General features: G+C 71.6%; 12 protein-coding genes and 1 pseudogene. 5 read left to right on the top strand and 8 right to left on the bottom strand.

Going from position 1 to position 18635, the window contains the following annotated elements; all coding sequences use genetic code 11:
- Positions 1-395: 395 nt before the first annotated feature.
- Positions 396-2138, top strand: a complete 1743-nt coding sequence (locus ABZS71_RS09125; protein WP_356208528.1) for a hypothetical protein — start codon at positions 396-398, stop codon at positions 2136-2138.
- 21 nt (positions 2139-2159) lie between these two features.
- On the opposite strand, the gene ABZS71_RS09120 is transcribed toward ABZS71_RS09125, so the two are convergent.
- The 5 genes from ABZS71_RS09120 to panB form a co-directional block, all read right to left on the bottom strand.
- A complete protein-coding gene (locus ABZS71_RS09120) occupies positions 2160-3659 on the bottom strand; it encodes a sodium:solute symporter family protein (protein WP_356208527.1) in 1500 nt (499 codons plus the stop codon).
- Positions 3656-3928: a DUF3311 domain-containing protein gene (locus tag ABZS71_RS09115; protein ID WP_356208525.1), complete on the bottom strand. Its 273-nt coding sequence runs from the start codon at positions 3926-3928 to the stop codon at positions 3656-3658. Before ABZS71_RS09115 ends, ABZS71_RS09120 begins: the two co-directional genes overlap by 4 nt.
- Positions 3929-4145: 217 nt before the next feature.
- Positions 4146-4970, bottom strand: a complete 825-nt coding sequence (locus tag ABZS71_RS09110; RefSeq protein ID WP_355850294.1) for an ABC transporter permease — start codon at positions 4968-4970, stop codon at positions 4146-4148.
- Positions 4967-5992, bottom strand: coding sequence for an ATP-binding cassette domain-containing protein (locus ABZS71_RS09105; RefSeq protein ID WP_355850291.1), 1026 nt, complete (start codon positions 5990-5992; stop codon positions 4967-4969). Before ABZS71_RS09105 ends, ABZS71_RS09110 begins: the two co-directional genes overlap by 4 nt.
- Before the next feature lie 97 nt (positions 5993-6089).
- On the bottom strand, positions 6090-6950 hold the full coding sequence (gene panB, locus ABZS71_RS09100) for a 3-methyl-2-oxobutanoate hydroxymethyltransferase (RefSeq protein ID WP_356208523.1): 861 nt from the start codon (positions 6948-6950) through the stop codon (positions 6090-6092).
- Between the two features lie 369 nt (positions 6951-7319).
- On the opposite strand from panB, the gene ABZS71_RS09095 reads away from it, so the two are divergent.
- Positions 7320-8345: an endonuclease/exonuclease/phosphatase family protein gene (locus tag ABZS71_RS09095; RefSeq protein ID WP_356208522.1), complete on the top strand. Its 1026-nt coding sequence runs from the start codon at positions 7320-7322 to the stop codon at positions 8343-8345.
- Positions 8346-8521: 176 nt separating this feature from the next.
- On the opposite strand, the gene ABZS71_RS09090 is transcribed toward ABZS71_RS09095, so the two are convergent.
- From ABZS71_RS09090 to ABZS71_RS09080, 3 genes are all read right to left on the bottom strand, one after another.
- Complete coding sequence (locus ABZS71_RS09090) at positions 8522-10279, bottom strand: NAD+ synthase (protein WP_355850282.1); 1758 nt, start codon at positions 10277-10279, stop codon at positions 8522-8524.
- 153 nt (positions 10280-10432) lie between these two features.
- A complete protein-coding gene (locus ABZS71_RS09085) occupies positions 10433-12121 on the bottom strand; it encodes a multicopper oxidase family protein (protein ID WP_356208520.1) in 1689 nt (562 codons plus the stop codon).
- 94 nt (positions 12122-12215) lie between these two features.
- A complete protein-coding gene (locus ABZS71_RS09080; RefSeq protein WP_355850276.1) occupies positions 12216-12659 on the bottom strand; it encodes a hypothetical protein in 444 nt (147 codons plus the stop codon).
- 258 nt (positions 12660-12917) lie between these two features.
- On the opposite strand from ABZS71_RS09080, the gene ABZS71_RS09075 reads away from it, so the two are divergent.
- From ABZS71_RS09075 to ABZS71_RS09065, 3 genes and pseudogenes are all read left to right on the top strand, one after another.
- Complete coding sequence (locus ABZS71_RS09075) at positions 12918-14279, top strand: glutamine synthetase family protein (protein ID WP_355850273.1); 1362 nt, start codon at positions 12918-12920, stop codon at positions 14277-14279.
- 147 nt (positions 14280-14426) lie between these two features.
- Positions 14427-14702, top strand: a pseudogene (locus tag ABZS71_RS09070) (hypothetical protein); the annotation flags it as partial.
- A gap of 101 nt (positions 14703-14803) precedes the next feature.
- Positions 14804-18040 carry a bifunctional [glutamine synthetase] adenylyltransferase/[glutamine synthetase]-adenylyl-L-tyrosine phosphorylase gene (locus ABZS71_RS09065; protein WP_356208518.1) on the top strand — a complete coding sequence of 1079 codons (3237 nt, stop codon included), beginning with the start codon at positions 14804-14806 and terminating at the stop codon, positions 18038-18040.
- Positions 18041-18635: the final 595 nt, after the last annotated feature.

The raw sequence follows: 18635 nt of genomic DNA, 5'->3' as shown, positions 1-18635 counted from the left end.
AGTCGCGCAGGCGTGGCCAGGCGTGAAGCAGTGCTTCATGGGTGATCTCCACGGTCTCCGCGTCGAGCGAGACCAGGGAAGACGAAGGCCAGCTTCCCGGCGGGCGCGGGGTCCGCGGCGAGCAGGGGCGCCGGTGTGAACCAGATGTCGTTGCGGCCGCGCCACGGACGGCCCTTGGCGACCATGCGCCGCGTGAGCGCGAGCCGTTTGGCTGGGCCTCGTCGAGCCCACCGCCAAACGGCTAAGCCGTGCCGCCGGCCCCGGGCGCGCCGGCACGGGTGGCCGACGCGTGGCCGGGCGCTCCGGCCGGCGCGGGTGACCGCGCCGCTCGGGCACCGTACGGCGGGCCCGGCGCGGGGCGCCTGCCAGGGGCCGGCTCCGTAGGCGCGTACGACGTGACGGGCCGCCAGGGCGGGGCCGCCTCGGCGGGGCCGACGGCGGGACGGGCGGGCGGCGCGACCCCGTACGCTCCGGTCGGCGGCGCGGGGATCGACCCCGTCGATCCCCGCGACGTCGCCGCCCTGCTCGGCTCGCTGGTCGACAAGTCGCTCGTCGTCGCCGCGCCCGGCGCCGGCGGGGGGATGCGGTACCGGCTGCTGGAGACCGTCGGTGAGTACGCGGCGGAGCGGCTCGACGAGGCGGGGGAGCGGGCGGTGGTCGAGGGGCGGCATCTGGTCGCGTACCGGGAGCTGGCCCGCACCGCCGATCCCCTGCTGCGCGGGCCGGCGCAGAGGGACTGGCTGGACCGGCTGGAGACCGAGCACGAGAATCTGCGCACCGCGCTGCGCCGGGCCGTGGCGGCGCGCGATGAGCAGGAGGCGCTGTGTCTGGTGCTCTCGCTCGGCTGGTTCTGGCACCTGCGCGGCCACCGCGCCGAGGCCCGTCAGTGGGCGGTCGCCGCCGCGCGGCTGGGCCCCAGCCCCTTCGACCCGCCGGTGGCACCGGTGGGGCCGCTGTACGAGAGCTGCACGGCCGCCCCGCCCCCGATGGCCCCCGAGCTGCTGGCGGAGGCGCGGCGCGGGGTGCGGCTGTTCGCGCTGGCCAACATCGAGGGCGACCTCTACTCCGTGACGAGCGACGAGGCGCAGCGCGAGCTGGAGGGAATCGTTTCCGCCTACCACCCCGGGCTGCCGCAGACCTGCCGTATCCCGGGCCTGATGTGCTTCTACGCGGTGATCCTGAAGGGTGACTTCGGCAGGTTGGGGGCGATTGTCGAGGAGGCGGTGCGCACCTGCCGGGAGCTGGGCTACGCATGGGAGCTGGCCTTCACCCTCCAGCTGCGGTCCAAGATCATGAACGAGCGGAGCGGCCGGGACCGGGGCGCCGCCTCGGACGCCGACGAGAGTCTGGAGATCTTCACGCGACTCGGTGACGCGTGGGGCGCGGCGGAGGCGCTCACGGGCCGTGGCGAGGCACGGGAGCAGCGCGGTGAGGGCGCGGCGGCGGCCGACGACTACCGCGCGGCGATCCGTTACGCCGAGAAGCTCGGGGCCCATGCGCAGATGTTGCTGCTCCGGTCCCGGCTGGCCGGGGTGTTCGTGGAGTTCGGGGACGAGGAGGAGGCCGCGGAGGGCGAGCGGATCCTGAGCGAGGTGGTCGAGCAGGGTTCGCATGCGGGCGCCGAGGTCCTGTCGTACGCCCGGCTGCATCTGGCGCAGCGGTACGGCAGCACCGGCCGTATCGCCGAGGCGCGGGCCCATTTGCTGAAGCTCCACGGGGAGTTCGGCGTCCGGGCGCTGGATCTGTTCCAGGGCTTGGCGGAGGGGATGCTGGCCTGGCTGGACCTTCTGGAGGGGCGGCCCGGCGATGCGCTGGTGACGGTGCGCGGGGCGCTGGGAAAGACGAACGACAGGGTGACGGAGCTGATCGCGCCGTTCATCCCGGTGACCCAGCTGCTGACCGGGGCCGAGGCGCTGAGCGTCCTCGGCGGCGCGGAGCGGACCGAGACCGCGGCGCGGCTGGTGGGCGCGTACGACGCGCTGCGCGAGCCTGTGCACTTCCGGGTCTCGGTCATCGAACGGACGGGCCGTGCGAACACCGAGGCGGCGGCGCGGGCCGGGCTCGGCGACGCGGCGTACGAGCGGGCGTACGCGGAGGGCGGCGGCCTCACCCTGGAGCAGGCCACCGCCCTCGTCTGAACTCGCGGAGCCTCAGGAGCCTCAGGAGCCGCTGGGCGCCAGTTCCCTCTCCTCCGCCGTCTCCGCCTCGTCCTCGGGCCGCGCCAGCCGGTCCGCGGGCGCGTCGTCCGGCCGCAGCAGGGTGACGCCGACGGTGACCAACAGATTGGCGGCGAGCGCGATCAGCCCGGCGTTGACGCCGTGGAACGGGTCGTGGTCGCTGAAGACGAACCAGAAGACGAGGACCACCCCCACCGCGATCCCGGCGACCGCCGCGAGCGCCGACATCCGCCGCCACAGCAGCGCGATCAGCACGGCGGGCAGCAGCTGTGCCATGCCCTCGTAGCTGAGCACCGACAGCCGCACCAGGGCGTTGGGGAAGGTGTAGGTCATCACCAGCGCCACGATGCCCGCGAGCAGCGCGACCGCCTGCGACAACTGCCGCTGGCGCGGCGCCGTACGGGGATGCGCGCCCAGCACCGACCGGCCCCACATCGTCCCGATGACCAGCATGAAGACCGCCGTGGGGACGATCGAGGACAGCGCACCGGCGGCGCCGATCACCCCGAGCAGCCAGGCGGGCATCTCCCTGCTGATCATCTCGAACAGGGCCAGGTTGGAGTCCTTCAGCCCGGGGGCCACGAAGAGCGCGGCCATGCCGAGCAGCACCGGCACGAACAGCAGCACCTGGTAGAAGGGCATCAGGATCGCGTTGCGCCGCAGCACCTGCGCGCTGCGCGCCCCGAGAAACCCCGCCACCTGGGTCGGGAAGACCGTGAAGACCACGCCGTTGAGGATGGCGGTGGAGATGAACCAGCCCAGGCCGAGGGCCTTGTCGGCCGGTCCCGGCAGCGTCAGCCACGCACTGTGCTCGGCGGTGATGCGGTGCAGGAGCGTGCCGTAGCCGCCGAAGAAGTGCAGCGGTACGTACACGAACACGATCGCCAGGGTGATGACGACCAGGCTGTCCTTGAGCACCGACACCCAGGCGCTGCCCCGCAACCCGCTGACCAGGATGAAGGTCTCGGAGATGAGGAAGGCGAGCAGATAGGCGAGGGACAGCCCGATCGTGCCGTAGCTCACGGTGGCGACGACCACGCCCATACCGGTGATCTGGAGCTGGATGTACGGCAGCACGAAGACGGTGGCGAGCACGGCGATCAGCGCACCGAACCACGGCGCGGCGAAGCGGTGGGCCACGATGTCGCTGATGTTGTGCAGGCCGTGCGTGCGGGCGTACGACCACAGGATCGGGCCGACCAGATAGCTGACGGTCATGCCGATGGACAGATAGGCCACGACGTAGAGGCCGGAGATCCCGTTGGTGTACGACCAACCGGCGGCGCCGAGGTAGCTGAAGCTGGTGTAGGTCTCGCCCGCCATCAGCACGAGCGTGAGCACCAGGCCCATGCTGCGGCCGCCGACGGACCATTCGGCGAGATCGCCGCCGGCCCGTCCGCGGGCGGCGGCGATGCCCAGGCCGACGGTGGCGACCATGAAGACGGCCAGGACGGAGACGGAGACGATCGCGTTCCCGCTCATCGGACCTCCCCCTCACCGTGATTCCCCTCACCGTGATTCCCCTCACCGTGATTCCGCTCACCGTGATTCCGCGCCGCCTGCCACACGGGGTCACGCCGGGCGGCGAGCCACACGAACAGCGGGGTGAGGAAGGTGGCGATCAGCAGCCACAGCGCGGAAAAGGGGATGCCCAGCACGGTGGGGTGCACCCGGTTGGCGAACGGGAGGACGCCGAGATAGGCGAGGGGCGTCCCCAGCAGCCACCACAGCGACTTTCTGTTCCTGAACAAGGGGAGGTCTCCACAACAGGCCCCTCCGGTGGTTGGGGGCAAACCGGGAAGGACGGGCAGAGAAAGAGTACTCGGGCGGTGCCCGGACAGGACCTGGAGGGTGGGCCGACGGCCTTGGCCGTCGGCCAGGTGCGCTGCCCCCTGTGCGGCACACATGATCGACGGCCAAGGCCGGTCACCCGGCCGGAGCGGGCCGGCATGGGACGTGAGCCGTGGCTCAGGTCTTGTTGCGGAACTTCGCCACCGCGAGCGGAGCCGTGATGGCCGTGATGGCCAGCGCCCAGATCAGGACCATGGTCACCGGATGCGCGATCGGGCCATGGCCGCTGGTCAGCGCCCGCGCCCCGTCCGCGAGCTGGGACAGCGGGTTGTACTTGGTGAAGGTCTGGAGCCAGCCCGGCATGGTCATCGTCGGGGCGAAGATCGACGAGCCGAACTGCAGCGGCATGATCACGAGGAACCCCACTCCCTGTACGGCCTGGGGGGTCTTCATCGACAGGCCGAGCAGCATGAAAATCCAGGTCAGCGAGGAGCCGAAGACCAGGGCCAGTGCGACCGCGGCGAGCAGCTCGACCGGACCGGTCTTGAGGTCGAACCCCATGATGAAGCCCATGGTCAGCAGGACGACGGTGGACACCATCATCCGGCCGGTCTCCACGATCAGCTTGGCGATCAGCACCGAGGAGCGGGCGATCGGCATCGTACGGAAGCGGTCCATGACGCCCTTGTTGAAGTCGTCGTTGACGCCCGTGCCGACCGACATCGCGATGTTCAGCCCGCCCATCGCCATCATCCCGGGGATGAAGTAGTTGACGTACTCGCCCCGGTCGCCGCCCGCCACCGCGCCGCCGAAGACATACACGAACAGCAGCGAGAAGATGATCGGCATCAGCAGGGCGTCGAACATCGACTCCGGGTCCTGCTTGATCTGCAGGGCGTTACGGCGCACCAGCGCGCCGATGTGCCGCAGATTGGCACGCAGCCCGATCCGCCCCTCGTCGGGCAGCGCCTTCGCGGGCGCGGTCATCGTTGCCGTACTCATGCGGCAACCTCCTCAAGTGCGTCCGTCTTCTTGTTCTCGTCCTCCGGCGTGGATGTCTTCTGGCCGGTGATGGCCAGGAACACCTCGTCCAGGCTGGGCAGACGGGTGTCGATTCCGGAGATCGCGAAGCCGCGCTCACCGAGCAGGCCGATCACTGCCGTCAGCTGCTCATCGCTGACGATCGGCACATTGACCAGCCCCTCCGCCAGATCCGCGGCCGCGCCGCCGACGCCGTCGAGCCCCGCCTGTGCGAGGGCACCCACCATGCGGTGCAGCTCGCCCGGGTCGGAGGGGCGGATCTGCAGGGTGCGGCCGCCGACCTTGGCCTTGAGCTCGTTCACCCGGCCCTCGGCGATGACCTTGCCGCGGTCGATGACCGTCAGGTCGTTCGCGAGCTGCTCGGCCTCCTCCATGTACTGCGTGGTCAGCAGGACCGTGGACCCCTCGGAGACCATCCGCCTGACCTCGTCCCACACCTCGTTGCGGGTGCGCGGGTCGAGACCGGTGGTCGGCTCGTCCAGATAGAGCACGGCGGGCCGCCCGATCATGGACGCGGCGAGGTCGAGCCGGCGGCGCATACCGCCGGAGTAGGTGCGCGCGGCCCGCTTGCCGGCGTCCGTGAGCGAGAACCGCTCCAGCATCGCGTCGGCGCGCCCGCGGGCCTCCTTACGGGAGAGATCGAGCAGCCGGCCGATCATATAGAGGTTCTCCCAGCCGGAGAGCTTCTCGTCGACCGAGGCGTACTGCCCGGTCAGCCCGATGGTGCGGCGCAGCTGCCGGGGCTGGCGCACCACGTCGTACCCGGCCACCACGGCGGTGCCGGCGTCCGGCACCAGCAGGGTGGACAGACAGCGGACAAGGGTGGTCTTGCCGGCGCCGTTGGGGCCGAGCACACCGAGGACGGTGCCTTCCGGCACGTCCAGATCCACTCCGTCGACGGCCTTGGTGTCGCCGAAGTGCTTGACCAGCCCCCGTACTTCGACGGCGTTGCCGTCCCTGATCTTGTGTTCCTGTCGCGTCATGTCGTAACCATGGCACCCCCCACCGACAGACCACCGACAAGCGGCAGACAGCCCGCCGACGGGGGACGATCGGCGGGCTGTCGGTGTACCGCAGTGGCTAGTGGAAGGAGTGCTCGTCGGCCGGGTACGCCCCGCCGACGACGTCCTCCGCGAAGGCGCGCGCCGCGTCGCCCAGGGTCTGGCGCAGCTGTGCGTACTGCTTGACGAAGCGCGGCACCCGGCCGTCCGTCATGCCCGCCATATCGGTCCACACCAGGACCTGCGCGTCGCAGTCCGGGCCCGCGCCGATGCCGACCGTCGGGATGTGCAGCGAACGGGTGACCTCGGCGGCCAGCTCGGCCGGCACCAGCTCCAGGACGACCGCGAAGGCGCCCGCGTCCTGGACCGCCTTGGCGTCGCGCAGCAGCTGCTGGGCGGCCTCCTCGCCGCGCCCCTGCACCGGATAGCCGCCGAAGGCGTTGACGGACTGCGGGGTGAGGCCGACATGCGCCATGACCGGGATACCGGACTGGACGAGCAGCTCGATCTGGTGGGCGGAGCGCTCGCCGCCCTCCAGCTTCACCGCGCCCACGCCCGCCTCCTTCACCAGGCGGGTGGCGTTGCGCAGCGCCTGGACGGGGCCCTCCTGGTACGAGCCGAAGGGCAGATCGCCGACGATGAGGGCGCGCTGGGTGCCGCGGACGACGGCGGCGGACAGCAGGGCGATCTCGTCCATCGTGACGGGCACGGTGGTCTCGTAGCCGAGATGGCAGTTGCCCATCGAGTCGCCGACCAGCATGACAGGGATGCCCGCCTGGTCGAAGACGGAGGCGGTCATCGCGTCGTAGGCGGTCAGCATGGGCCACTTCTCGCCGCGCTCCTTGGCGGCGGAGATGTCCCGGACGGTGATACGACGGGAGCCCTTACCCCCGTAGAGCGTCGTGCCGGACTGCTTTTGCGCAGGGCTGACGTGCGTCATTACGACGCCTCCTGTTCGTCATCTCGAGGCGCCCTGACGGCGTCCCCGGACCACTCCCATGCTGGCACGGGTCCCTCCGGGGCGAAAGTGGGCCCGGAGGTCCCGGGCGGGTGGCCTTCGCCACCCTCTCGATGGCCCATGGCCCGCAAAGGCTTTCCGATACGAGACGGTTCGGCGGCGCGCTGCTTGCGGTTGGTTTGTGCCTGTTGTGTCACAACGGCCGCTGTTACCTCCGGAATCGGAACCTCGCCTTGTCGTCCGTACGTCACTGGGGCTAGGGGACGCCCTCCGGGGGCGTCGGGAAAAGCGCTGGTCATCGCCTAGGGTCGTAGCCCTAGGCGCGGCAGTTGAGGCAGTGAGGGACAGCGAATGGCGCAGGCGTACACGCAGGAGACGGAACGGCCCGGGGCCGCGCCCCAGCGATCCGGCTCCCGGGTCGGCCGCCTCCTCGACCGGCTTCGGCACGATCGCGGGATCTGGCGGCGCGGTCTGGTGCTCGCGGCGCTCGCGGTCGTGCTCGCGCTGGTGATGATCTTCCACGCCGACATCCCCAACGATGTGGGCAACCTCGGCTCCCTGCTGGAGACCTTCCTACCCTGGCTGGGTCTGGCCATCCCGGTGCTGCTCGTCCTCGGTCTGGTGCGGCGGTCGGCGAGCGCCGTCCTCGCGCTGGTGCTGCCCGTCGCCGTCTGGCTGAACCTCTTCGGCGGGCTGATGTTCTTCGACAAGTCCGGCCCCGGCGGCGATCTGAGCGTCGTCACCCACAACGTCAACGCGGGGAACTCCGACCCGGCCGGCACCGCCGAGGGGGTCGCGGCCTCGGGCGCGGACGTGGTGGCGCTGGAGGAGCTGACCAGCAACGCGGTGCCCACGTACGAGCGTGCGCTGGCGGACACCTACCGGTACCACACCGTGCAGGGCACGGTCGGGCTGTGGAGCAAGTACCCGCTCTCCGGTACCAAGCCGGTGGACATCAAGCTCGGCTGGACGCGGGCGCTGCGCACCACCGTGGCCGCACCGCACGGTGAGGTCGCCGTCTACGTCGCTCATCTGCCCTCCGTGCGGGTGAAGTTCAACGCGGGCTTCACCGCCGAACAGCGCGACGCCAGCGCCGAGGCGCTGGGCCAGGCCATCGCGGCCGAGCCGCTCGACAAGGCGATCCTGCTCGGCGATCTGAACGGGACCATGAACGACCGGGCGCTCGCCCCCGTCACCTCGCAGATGCGGTCCGCGCAGGGCGCGGCGGGCGACGGCTTCGGCTTCAGCTGGCCCGCCTCGTTCCCGATGGCGCGGATCGACCAGATCATGGTGCGGGGGGTGGACCCGGTCTCCGCGTGGACGCTGCACAGCACGGGGAGCGACCACCTTCCGGTGGCGGCGTCGGTCGACTTCTGATCGTGGGTTACCGGCCGGTCAGGTCCTGACCGGTTGGGGTGTCATGGCGGCGATCGAGAGTTCCAGCCCCTCCGGCGTTTGAGGAGCGGGGGTCCGGGGCGGAGCCCCGGCGGGGGTCCGGGGAGCCCACGGCTCGGGAAGGGGCGGGGCGGGGGCACAACCCCCGCGCCCCGGCCTCAGGCCTCGCGCCAGCGATTCGTGATCGGCAGGCGGCGGTCCTTGCCGAACCCCTTGGCGGAGATCTTCGTGCCCGGCGGGTACTGGCGGCGCTTGTACTCCGCCGTGTCGACCATCCGCAGGATCCGGGTGACCAGTTCGTCGTCGTAGCCCGCCGCGACGATCTCCTTGCGCCCCTGGTCCCGGTCGACGTACAGCTCCAGGATCCGGTCGAGGACGTCGTAGTCCGGGAGGGAGTCCGTGTCGACCTGGCCGGGCCGCAGCTCGGCGCTCGGGGGCTTGGTGATGGAGTTCTCGGGGATGGGCGGGGTCTGGCCCCGCTCTTCCGCCGCCTGGTTGCGCCATGTCGCCAGGCGGAAGACGGAGGTCTTGTAGACGTCCTTGATCGGCCCGTACGCGCCGACCGAGTCCCCGTAGAGCGTCGAGTAGCCGCACGCGAGCTCGGACTTGTTGCCCGGGGCGAGGACGATATGGCCCTCCTGGTTGGAGATCGCCATCAGCATCGTGCCGCGCAGCCGCGACTGGAGGTTCTCCTCGGCGAGCCCGGTGAGGTGCAGCGCGCTCATATAGGCGTCGAACATCGGGGCGATCGAGATGGTGCGGAAGTTCAGCCCGGTGCGCCGCGCCAGCTCCGTCGCGTCGTCGATCGAGTGCTCGGAGGAGTAGCGCGAGGGCATGGCGACGCCGTACACGTTCCGCGCGCCCACCGCATCGCAGGCGATCGCCGCGACGAGCGCGGAGTCGATACCGCCGGAGAGCCCGATCAGCACACTGCGGAAACCGTTCTTCGCGACATACGCGCGCAGCCCGACGACCAGCGCCGTGTAGACCTCCTCGTCGTCGCCGAGCCGCTCCGCCTCGCCGCCCGTCAGCTCCGGATCGGGTTCGTACGCCGGGAGCGGGTCGGCGGAGAGGGTGACGTGGTCGATGCGGAGCCCGTCGTCCACGATCCCCTCGGGGACGGAGTCCGGGTCGGCACCGGGCAGGTCGAGGTCGACCAGGACACAGCCCTCGGCGAACTGCGGGGCGCGCGCGATGACTTCGCCGTCCCGGTCGACGATGATCGAGTCGCCGTCGAAGACCAGCTCGTCCTGGCCGCCGATCATCGCGAGGTACGCGGTGGTGCAGCCCGCCTCCTGGGCCCGCTTGCGGACCAGGTCGAGACGGGTGTCGTCCTTCTCGCGCTCGTACGGCGAGGCGTTGATCGAGACCAGCAGCCCCGCCCCGGCCGTGCAGGTGGCCGGCACCCGGCCGCCGTCCTGCCACAGGTCCTCGCAGATGGCGAGCGAGACATCGATGCCGTGGACGCGGACGATCGGCAGCGTGTCACCGGGGACGAAGTAGCGGAACTCGTCGAAGACGCCGTAGTTCGGCAGATGGTGCTTGGCGAAGGTGAGGACGACCGAGCCGCGGTGCAGCACGGCGCCGGCGTTCTGCGGGGCGCCGGCGGGCTGGCCGTAGCGCCGGGCCCGCTCGCTGCGGTCGAGATAGCCGACGATCACCGGCAGCTCGCCGAGGCCCTCGGCGTCCAGGCGCGCGGCAAGTGTGTGCAGCGCGGTGCGCGACGCCTCGACGAAGGAGGAGCGCAGGGCGAGGTCCTCCACGGGGTAGCCGGTCAGCACCATCTCGGGGAACGCCACCAGATGGGCGCCCTGCTCAGCGGAGTGCCGGGTCCAGTGGATGATCGACTCGGTGTTGCCGGCGAGGTCTCCGACGGTCGAGTCGATCTGGTTCAGAGCGAGGCGAAGTTGAGGCACGCGCCCAGTGTAATCGTCTGTCTGACGCGATAGCCGGGGAGTGTCTCCCTTCTCACGTCTGTGCGGACGTCTGTACGGACGTCCGTACGAAGCGCGGCCCGGCCCCGCGGACGGAGCTCGCTCCCTGCGCGGGGCCGGGGCGCTCGACCGCGGCTACTTCTGGTAACCGAGGATGGTCATCATCCCCGACTCCGAGTGGTAGACGTTGTGGCAGTGGACCATCCACAGCCCGGGGTTGTCGGCGTCGAAGTCCACGCTCACCTTCTGATGCGGCAGCAGGATCGTGGTGTCCTTGCGCGGACCGCCGTCCGGCAGCGCGAAGATGTGGCCGTGCAGATGCACCGGATGCCACATCTGGGTGCCGTTGATGAAGGTCAGCCGGACCCGCTCACCCGCCCGCACCGGATAGCGCTGCGACGGGTCGTACGGTTTGTCGTTGATCGCCCAGTTCCACCGCTCCATCGAGCCCGTGAGCCGCATCCGGATCGTACGGTCGGGCTCGCGGGGCGTGAGCCGCACGTCCTCCGCGGCCCGCAGCCGGCCGGCCGTGAGCAGCTTGCCGTCGAGCTCCTTGGGGCGCGGGAACTTCTCGGCGGCCGTGCCGCGCGTGCGCAGTACCGCCATCGCGGACCGCATCTTGCCCTCGGCGAGGGCGGCAAACGGGAAGACCCCGTCCTTGACGGTGACCAGGACGTCATAGCGCTCGCCCATGCCCAGCAGCAGCGCGTCGGTGGTGACGGGCACGACGGGGTAGCCATCGGTATGGGTGACGGTCATCTGGTGGCCGCCGAGGGCGACACGGAAGGCGGTGTCGCCGCCCGCGTTGATGATGCGGATACGGACGCGGTCGCCGCGCTTGGCCCGGAAGACCTGCGGGGATTGCGGGGTGCGGCCGTTGACCAGGTAGTACGGGTAGGCGACATCGCCCGCCTCGCCGCCCAGCAGGCTGCTCGTTGCACCCACCAGCTTGCGGGACGGACCGGAGGGGGAAGGGGAGGGAGAGGGGGACGCCTTCGGGCTGGGCTTCGACCGCAGCGACATCGTGGCCGCGCCGTGCCGCATGCCGCTCATGTCCTGACCGTCCATGCCCCCGCCGTCCATGCCGTGGCCGCCCATACCGCCGCCGAGCTCTTCGAGCACCGCCTCCGGTGTGCTGCCCTTCACCCCGTCGAGCCAGTCGTCGAGGACGACGACCCACTCCTTGTCGTACGCCAGCGGCTCCTTCGGATCCTCGACGATCAGCGGCGCGTACAGCGCCCGGTCCAGCTGGACGCCGGAGTGCGGATGGATCCAGTACGTACCGGGGTTCGGCACGGCGAAGCGGTAGTCGAAGGACGCGCCGGTCGCGATCGGCCGCTGGGTCACGCCCGGGACGCCGTCCATGTCGTTGCGCAGGCGGATGCCGTGCCAGTGGAGCGAGGTGGACTGCGGCAGGTTGTTGGCGAGCCTGACCGCGAGCGTGTCGCCCGCGGTGACCCGGATCTCCTGGCCCGGCACCTGGTCCTCGTAGGCCCAGGACTTCACCGTGCGGGCGCCGATGTCCAGGGTGGTCGCGGTCGCGGTCAGGGTGAACCGCCGTACGGGTCCGTGGCCCCGTTTCCGGTCGGTCGCCTCGACCTCCGGGCCGCTGGGGGAGACGTACTCCGCCGGGGCTCCGGAGGCCGCGTCGACGCCCTTGCCGGAGGTGTCCATCTCGTTGTCGTCCATACCGTCGGTGAGCCCGGGACCGGCTCCGGAGCCGGTCCCGGAATCGGAGCCGGAGGAGCTGCAGCCGGCGAGCAGTCCACTGCCCGCGACGGCGATTCCCGCGCCGAGCACGGCGCGGCGAGAGTGTGCGTGCATGAGTGAGCACCCCAATGCTGATGTGTGATGTGCGCGTGGGAGGCCGGCGCGTCCGCCGTGCCCCGCGTGGAGGCGGGGCACGGCGGACGCGCTGCTATATGCGCAGCACCAGCAGTCGGCTGAAGGGCGACAGGCCCGGTGGGGGAAGCGGCCGCAGGGCGCTCGGCAACCGTGGGCGCAGCCGGGCGGTCGGGCCGCCGGCCCGCCGGGCGAAGGTCGCGGCGCCGATGAGGAGGGCGAGGGGCGCGGCGCCGAGCACGGCGAGGCAGACGGAGAGAGGGGCCATGCCGTCGCCGTGGCCGGCGGGGGCCGGATGCGGATCGCCGGCCGCGCCGGCCGCGTGGGCCGGCGCGGCTTCGACGGCGGCCATGTCCATGGCCGTATGCCGCGGTCCGCCGTCGTGCGGGGCGCCGCCGCCCTCGGACGGATGGCCGAGGGTGTGCATGGTGACGATCCCGAACAGCAGCGCGGCGCAGAGCAGCAGCCGGCCGCACCAGGCGGTCGCCCTCCGCTGTCCGCGCATCGACTGTCCGCGCATCGACGCCTCCAGGCGATCTATCTGATGATCGTGATTTCGACACCTTACCCCCAAGGGGTATCGCAGATCCTGAAGGCGCCGCCGGGGCGCGGAACGCTCGGGTCCGCGAGGGCCCGCATGAAAGTACGATGCACACATCGAGGTGAGGGGCAGGGAGGCCGGATGAAACCTCTCCGAAACCCCATCGCGTGATACTGGGGCCGTCGAGGTGCCCCGCGCCCGCCGAAAGAGCCGTTTGACCTGCAAGGATAGGGGACCATGGATAAGCAGCAGGAGTTCGTGCTCCGCACGCTCGAAGAGCGCGACATCCGGTTCGTGCGGCTGTGGTTCACCGACGTGCTCGGCTTCCTCAAGTCCGTCGCCGTCGCACCCGCCGAGCTCGAGGGCGCCTTCGACGAAGGCATCGGATTCGATGGCTCCGCGATCGAGGGCTTCGCCCGCGTCTACGAGTCCGACATGATCGCCAAGCCGGACCCCGGCACCTTCCAGATCCTTCCCTGGCGCGCCGAGTCCCCCGGCACCGCCCGGATGTTCTGCGACATCCTGATGCCGGACGGCTCCCCGTCGTTCGCCGACCCGCGCTTCGTCCTCAAGCGCATCCTGGCCAGGACCTCCGACCTCGGCTTCACCTTCTACACCCACCCCGAGATCGAGTTCTTCCTGCTCAACCAGAAGCCCGTCGACGGCACCCGCCCGGTGCCCGCCGACTCCTCCGGCTACTTCGACCACACCCCGCAGAACATCGGCATGGACTTCCGCCGCCAGGCGATCACCATGCTCGAGTCGATGGGCATCTCCGTCGAGTTCTCCCACCACGAGGGCGCCCCCGGCCAGCAGGAGATCGACCTGCGCTACGCCGACGCGCTCTCCACCGCCGACAACGTCATGACCTTCCGGCTGGTCATGAAGCAGGTGGCGCTCGAACTGGGCGTGCAGGCCACGTTCATGCCCAAGCCCTTCTCCGAATTCCCCGGCTCGGGCATGCACACCCACCTCTCGCTCTTCGAGGGGGACCGGAACGCCTTCTACGAGTCCGGCTCCGAATTCCAGCTCTCCAAGGTCGGCCGCTCCTTCATCGCGGGGCTGCTGCGCCACGCCGGGGAGATCTCCGCCGTCACCAACCAGTGGGTCAACTCCTACAAGCGCATCTGGGGCGGCTCCCAGCGCACCGCGGGCGCCGGCGGCGAGGCCCCCTCGTACATCTGCTGGGGCCACAACAACCGCTCCGCCCTCGTCCGCGTCCCCCTCTACAAGCCCGGCAAGACCGGCTCCACCCGCGTCGAGGTCCGCTCCCTCGACTCCGGCGCCAACCCCTATCTGGCCTACGCCGTGCTCCTCGCGGCGGGCCTCAAGGGCATCGAGGGCGGCTACGAACTCCCGGCCGGCGCCGACGACGACGTCTGGGCCCTCTCCGACGCCGAGCGCCGCTCGCTGGGCATCGAGCCGCTCCCGCAGAACCTGGGCGAGGCCATCACCCTGATGGAGCGCAGCGAGCTGGTCGCGGAGACGCTCGGTGAGCATGTCTTCGACTTCTTCCTGCGCAACAAGAAGCAGGAGTGGGAGGAGTACCGCTCCGAGGTGACCCCCTTCGAGCTGCGCAAGAACCTGCCGGTGCTGTAGCGGCCGTCGCCTCGGGCGGCGTACCGGGACATGGCGAGGGCTCCGACCGTCTCCGGTCGGAGCCCTTGGCATGGGTGCCGCACTCGGCCAAGGGGCCCGGGGAGAAGGACCTTCAGGGCAGGGGCTGCCGGTAAGCCGTGCCATCACCACGGCCTGGACATCACGGTCGCCCTGGGGCTCAACCGCCGGGTCCCCGAGGACCGGGTACGCGTCCTGCTGGGGACGGTCGACCCCAAGACCCTGAAGTTCTTCGGAGCCGACCTCGACGGAGTCCGGCTCCGCGCCGACGACCTCGACTGGTCCTACGGCACCGGGGCGCCCCTCACCGGCGCCGCCCAGGACCTCCTGCTGATCGCCTACGGCCGCAAGCTGCCCCCAGGTCGCCTCCGGGGCGAGCCGCGCGACCGCTTCGTCACCGCCTGACAACAGGTTTTTCCGCCCCGGCCCGGACCTGCCCTTTCGATGGCGGGGTCGCTTAGGCTCGTCAGCGAGCCTTGATCACGGCAGGGACGGGAGGCGGCGGCATGGCTGTACCGCAGGGACGCAGGAGCAGCAACCTCACCCGGCTGCTGCGGCACGGCTTCACCGATGCCTCCACCGCCCAGCGGCTGCTGGACGCGCCCGAGTTGTCCGGCGTACGCACCGACTCGGTGCTGCTCGAGGCGCTCGGCGCGACCGCCGACCCCGACCTGGCGCTGCGCGGGCTCGTCCGGCTCGTCGAGGCACTGCCCGAGGAGGGGGCGGAGGGGGAGAACGGCGGGCAGCGGGCCGGTTCGCGGCAGGCGCTGCTGGACACCCTCGTCACCGCCAAGCCGCTGCGCGACCGGCTGCTCGGGGTGCTCGGCGCCTCCGAGGCGCTGGGCGACCATCTCGCCCGGCACCCGCAGGACTGGCATGCGCTGGTCACCTATGAGCCGGTGGATCTGCATCCGACCACGCCCGAGTTCGAGCGGGCCCTGGCCGAGGGCGTCTGGGGCGCGGCGGGGGCGGAGCTGCCCCGGCCCGACGCGCTGCGCATCGCCTACCGCCGCGCGCTGCTGGCCATCGCGGCGCGCGATGTGTGCGGCACCACCGATGTCACCCAGGCGGCGGCCGAGCTGGCCGACCTCGCGACGGCCACCCTGCGGGCCGCGCTGGAGATCGCGGCCGAAGAGCAGCCGGAGGACACCGCCGCCTGCCGGCTCGCCGTGATCGGCATGGGCAAGTGCGGCGGGCGGGAGCTCAACTACGTCTCGGACGTGGACGTCATCTTCGTGGCGGAGGCGGTCGAGGGGGTGGAGGAGGCCAAGGCGATGCAGGCCGCCACCCGGCTCGCCTCCCGGCTGATGCGGATCTGCTCGGACGTCACCGTCGAGGGCACCATCTGGCCGGTCGACGCCAACCTCCGCCCCGAGGGGCGCAACGGCCCGCTGGTGCGGACCCTGTCCAGCCATCTGGCGTACTACCAGCGGTGGGCCAAGACCTGGGAGTTCCAGGCGCTGCTGAAGGCCCGGCCCGTCGCGGGCGACGCCGACCTCGGCCAGGCGTACATCGACGCCGTAAGCCCCCTCGTCTGGCAGGCCGTCGAGCGCGAGAACTTCGTCCCCGACGTCCAGCAGATGCGCCGCCGCGTCGTCGAGAACATCCCCGTCGCCCAGGTCGACCGCGAGCTCAAGCTCGGCCCCGGCGGTCTGCGCGATGTCGAATTCGCCGTCCAGCTCCTGCAGTTGGTGCACGGCCGGTCCGATGAGAGCCTGCGCAGCGGCACCACGCTGGACGCGCTCGCGGCGCTGGCCGCCGGCGGCTATGTGGGGCGCTCCGACGCCGCCGCGCTGGACGCCGCGTACCGCTTTCTGCGCTCCATGGAGCACCGGATCCAGCTCTACCGGCTGCGCCGCACCCACCTGGTGCCCGAGGACGAGGCGGATCTGCGGCGGCTCGGCCGGTCGCTGGGGTTCCGTACGGAGCCGGTGACGGAGCTGGGCACCGCGTGGCGGCGGTACGCGCGCGAGGTGCGGCGGCTGCACGAGAAGCTCTTCTACCGGCCGCTGCTCGACGCGGTGGCCCAGCTGGAGCCCGGCGAGACCCGGCTCAGCCCGGAGGCGGCGGGCCAGCGGCTGGAGGCGCTCGGGTACGCCGACCCGGCCGCCGCGCTGCGCCATCTGGAGGCGCTGGCGTCCGGTGTGTCCCGTAAAGCGGCGATTCAGCGTACGCTGCTGCCCGTGCTGCTGGGCTGGTTCGCCGATTCCGCAGACCCGGACGCCGGGCTGCTGGGCTTTCGCAAGGTCTCGGACGCCCTGGGCAAGACGCCCTGGTATCTGCGGCTGCTGCGCGACGAGGGCGCCGCGGCGGAGAACCTGGCGCGGGTGCTGTCCGCCGGGCGGCTCGCCCCCGACCTGCTGCTGCGCGCCCCCGAGGCGGTCGCCCTGCTCGGCGACCCGGAGGGGCTGCGCCCGCGCGGCCGGGCCGCTCTGGAGCAGGAGGTGCTGGCCGCGGTGGGGCGCGCCGACGGGGCCGAGCAGGCGGTCGCGGCGGCGCGCGGGGTGCGGCGGCGCGAGCTGTTCCGTACGACGGCGGCGGACATCATCGAGAGCGCACGGCTGGCGAACGGCGCGCTCCACCCGACCGTGAGCTGGCCGCCGCCGGGCGGCGAGCCGGCGCCCACGGCCACGGTCACCGCGCCCACCACGCCCGCCCCCGCGCCGTCGAGGACCCCCGAGGTCCCCAGCGCCCTGCGGGCCTCCGAACCCCATGTGCCCGCCCGGCCCACCACCTCCCTCGCCGCCGCCGAGCCGCCCCCGGACGCGGGGGCGCTGATCGACATGGTCGGCGGCGCCGTCTCCGACATCAACGCCGCCACCATCGCGGGCGCCCTGCGCGCCGCCGTCCGCGACACCTGGGGCGAGGAGCTGCCCACCCGCTTCGCCGTGATCGGCCTGGGCCGCTTCGGCGGCCATGAGCTCAGCTACGGCTCGGACGCGGATGTGCTCTTCGTCCACGAGCCCCGCGAGGGCGCCGACGAACAGGAAGCCTCCCGCGCCGCCTTCGCCGTGGCCAACGAGATGCGGCGGCTGCTCCAGCTGCCCACCGTCGACCCGCCCCTCCTCATCGACGCCGATCTGCGCCCCGAGGGCAAGTCCGGCCCGCTGGTGCGCACCCTCGCCTCGTACGCCGCCTACTACCGCCGCTGGTCGCTGGTCTGGGAGAGCCAGGCGCTGCTGCGCGCCGAGCCGGTCGCGGGCGACCCCGGGCTCGGCGAGCGCTTCATCGAGCTGATCGACCCGCTGCGCTACCCGGCCGAGGGGCTGGGCGAGGACGCGATCCGCGAGATCCGGCGGCTCAAGGCCCGGATGGAGTCCGAGCGGCTGCCCCGCGGCGCCGACCCCACCACCCACACCAAGCTGGGCCGCGGCGGACTCAGCGATGTCGAGTGGACCGTCCAGCTGATCCAGATGCGCCACGGCTGGGCCGAACCCGGGCTGCGCACCACCCGCACCCGCCAGGCCCTGGCCGCCGCCCACTCCGCCGGTCTGATCGACACCGACGACGCCCAGACCCTCGACGAGGCATGGGTGCTGGCGACCCGGGTGCGCAACGGCGTCATGCTGGTGCGCGGCCGCCCGGGTGACACCTTCCCCAGCGACGTCCGGGAGCTGGCCGCGGTGGCCCGCTACCTGGGCTACGGGCCGGGCCATGTGGGCGAGATGCTGGATGACTACCGCCGTACGACCCGCCGGGCGCGGGCCGTGATGGAGCGGCTCTTCTACGATTACGAGGGTTGACTTGGGCCGGGCCCCCGTCGCGCGGGTCAGGCGGGCGCGGGCAAGGTGATGCGCAGCGGGCCACAGCCGATGCGGTCCGCCTCCGCGGCCAGTCATCACCACCGTCCCGGCCCGGTGGGCGGCCTTCGTCCGAGGGATCAGGCAGGGGGATTTCGACCGTCTCTCCGATGGCACCTGACCTTGTAGTGCTTCGTCAGGTTGCTCGTGCCGGTGGCTTGGTCGGGGTTTCGTCTCGCGCCTACGGCGCCTTGAGCATGGGGAGCGGTGAGGACGGGCCCGGGCCGCGGCGCAGTCCGGCGGGCCGGTGGTGGCGGAAGCCCGGTGGCGGCTCTTGTGCTCCGGGGGCGTGGGTCGATGCCGGACAGCGGGTGTCAATCCCGATGCCGCGCCTCCGGGTACCCCTCACAAAAACGCTTGATCCGGCGCAAGCGTTTTAGCAAGCGATCTCATGGAAGGTGCCCGGTCCGGCGTCGGGCTGCTCGTCGCGTGGCGGCTCCCAGACCGCGCAGTCGTGTGCGAAGACACGGCGGGGGTCGAAGTCGGTGAGGCGGTCCAGCCAGCGTCGGGGTATCTCCTGTCACAGCATGCCCCGTCC

Source organism: Streptomyces sp. NPDC005393, assembly GCF_040606675.1.
GTDB lineage: Bacteria > Actinomycetota > Actinomycetes > Streptomycetales > Streptomycetaceae > Streptomyces.
Note: the sequence above shows the minus strand (reverse complement) of the source record. Positions and strands in the feature narration are given on the sequence as shown.

Coding starts and splice junctions, on each gene's coding strand:
- ABZS71_RS09095 (WP_356208522.1), top strand. CDS start 7,320: ATGGCGCAGGCGTACACGCAGGAGACGGAACGGCCCGGGGCCGCGCCC.
- ABZS71_RS09085 (WP_356208520.1), bottom strand. CDS start 12,121: ATGCACGCACACTCTCGCCGCGCCGTGCTCGGCGCGGGAATCGCCGTC.
- panB (WP_356208523.1), bottom strand. CDS start 6,950: ATGACGCACGTCAGCCCTGCGCAAAAGCAGTCCGGCACGACGCTCTAC.
- ABZS71_RS09075 (WP_355850273.1), top strand. CDS start 12,918: ATGGATAAGCAGCAGGAGTTCGTGCTCCGCACGCTCGAAGAGCGCGAC.
- ABZS71_RS09080 (WP_355850276.1), bottom strand. CDS start 12,659: ATGCGCGGACAGTCGATGCGCGGACAGCGGAGGGCGACCGCCTGGTGC.
- ABZS71_RS09105 (WP_355850291.1), bottom strand. CDS start 5,992: ATGACGCGACAGGAACACAAGATCAGGGACGGCAACGCCGTCGAAGTA.
- ABZS71_RS09120 (WP_356208527.1), bottom strand. CDS start 3,659: ATGAGCGGGAACGCGATCGTCTCCGTCTCCGTCCTGGCCGTCTTCATG.
- ABZS71_RS09065 (WP_356208518.1), top strand. CDS start 14,804: ATGGCTGTACCGCAGGGACGCAGGAGCAGCAACCTCACCCGGCTGCTG.
- ABZS71_RS09110 (WP_355850294.1), bottom strand. CDS start 4,970: ATGAGTACGGCAACGATGACCGCGCCCGCGAAGGCGCTGCCCGACGAG.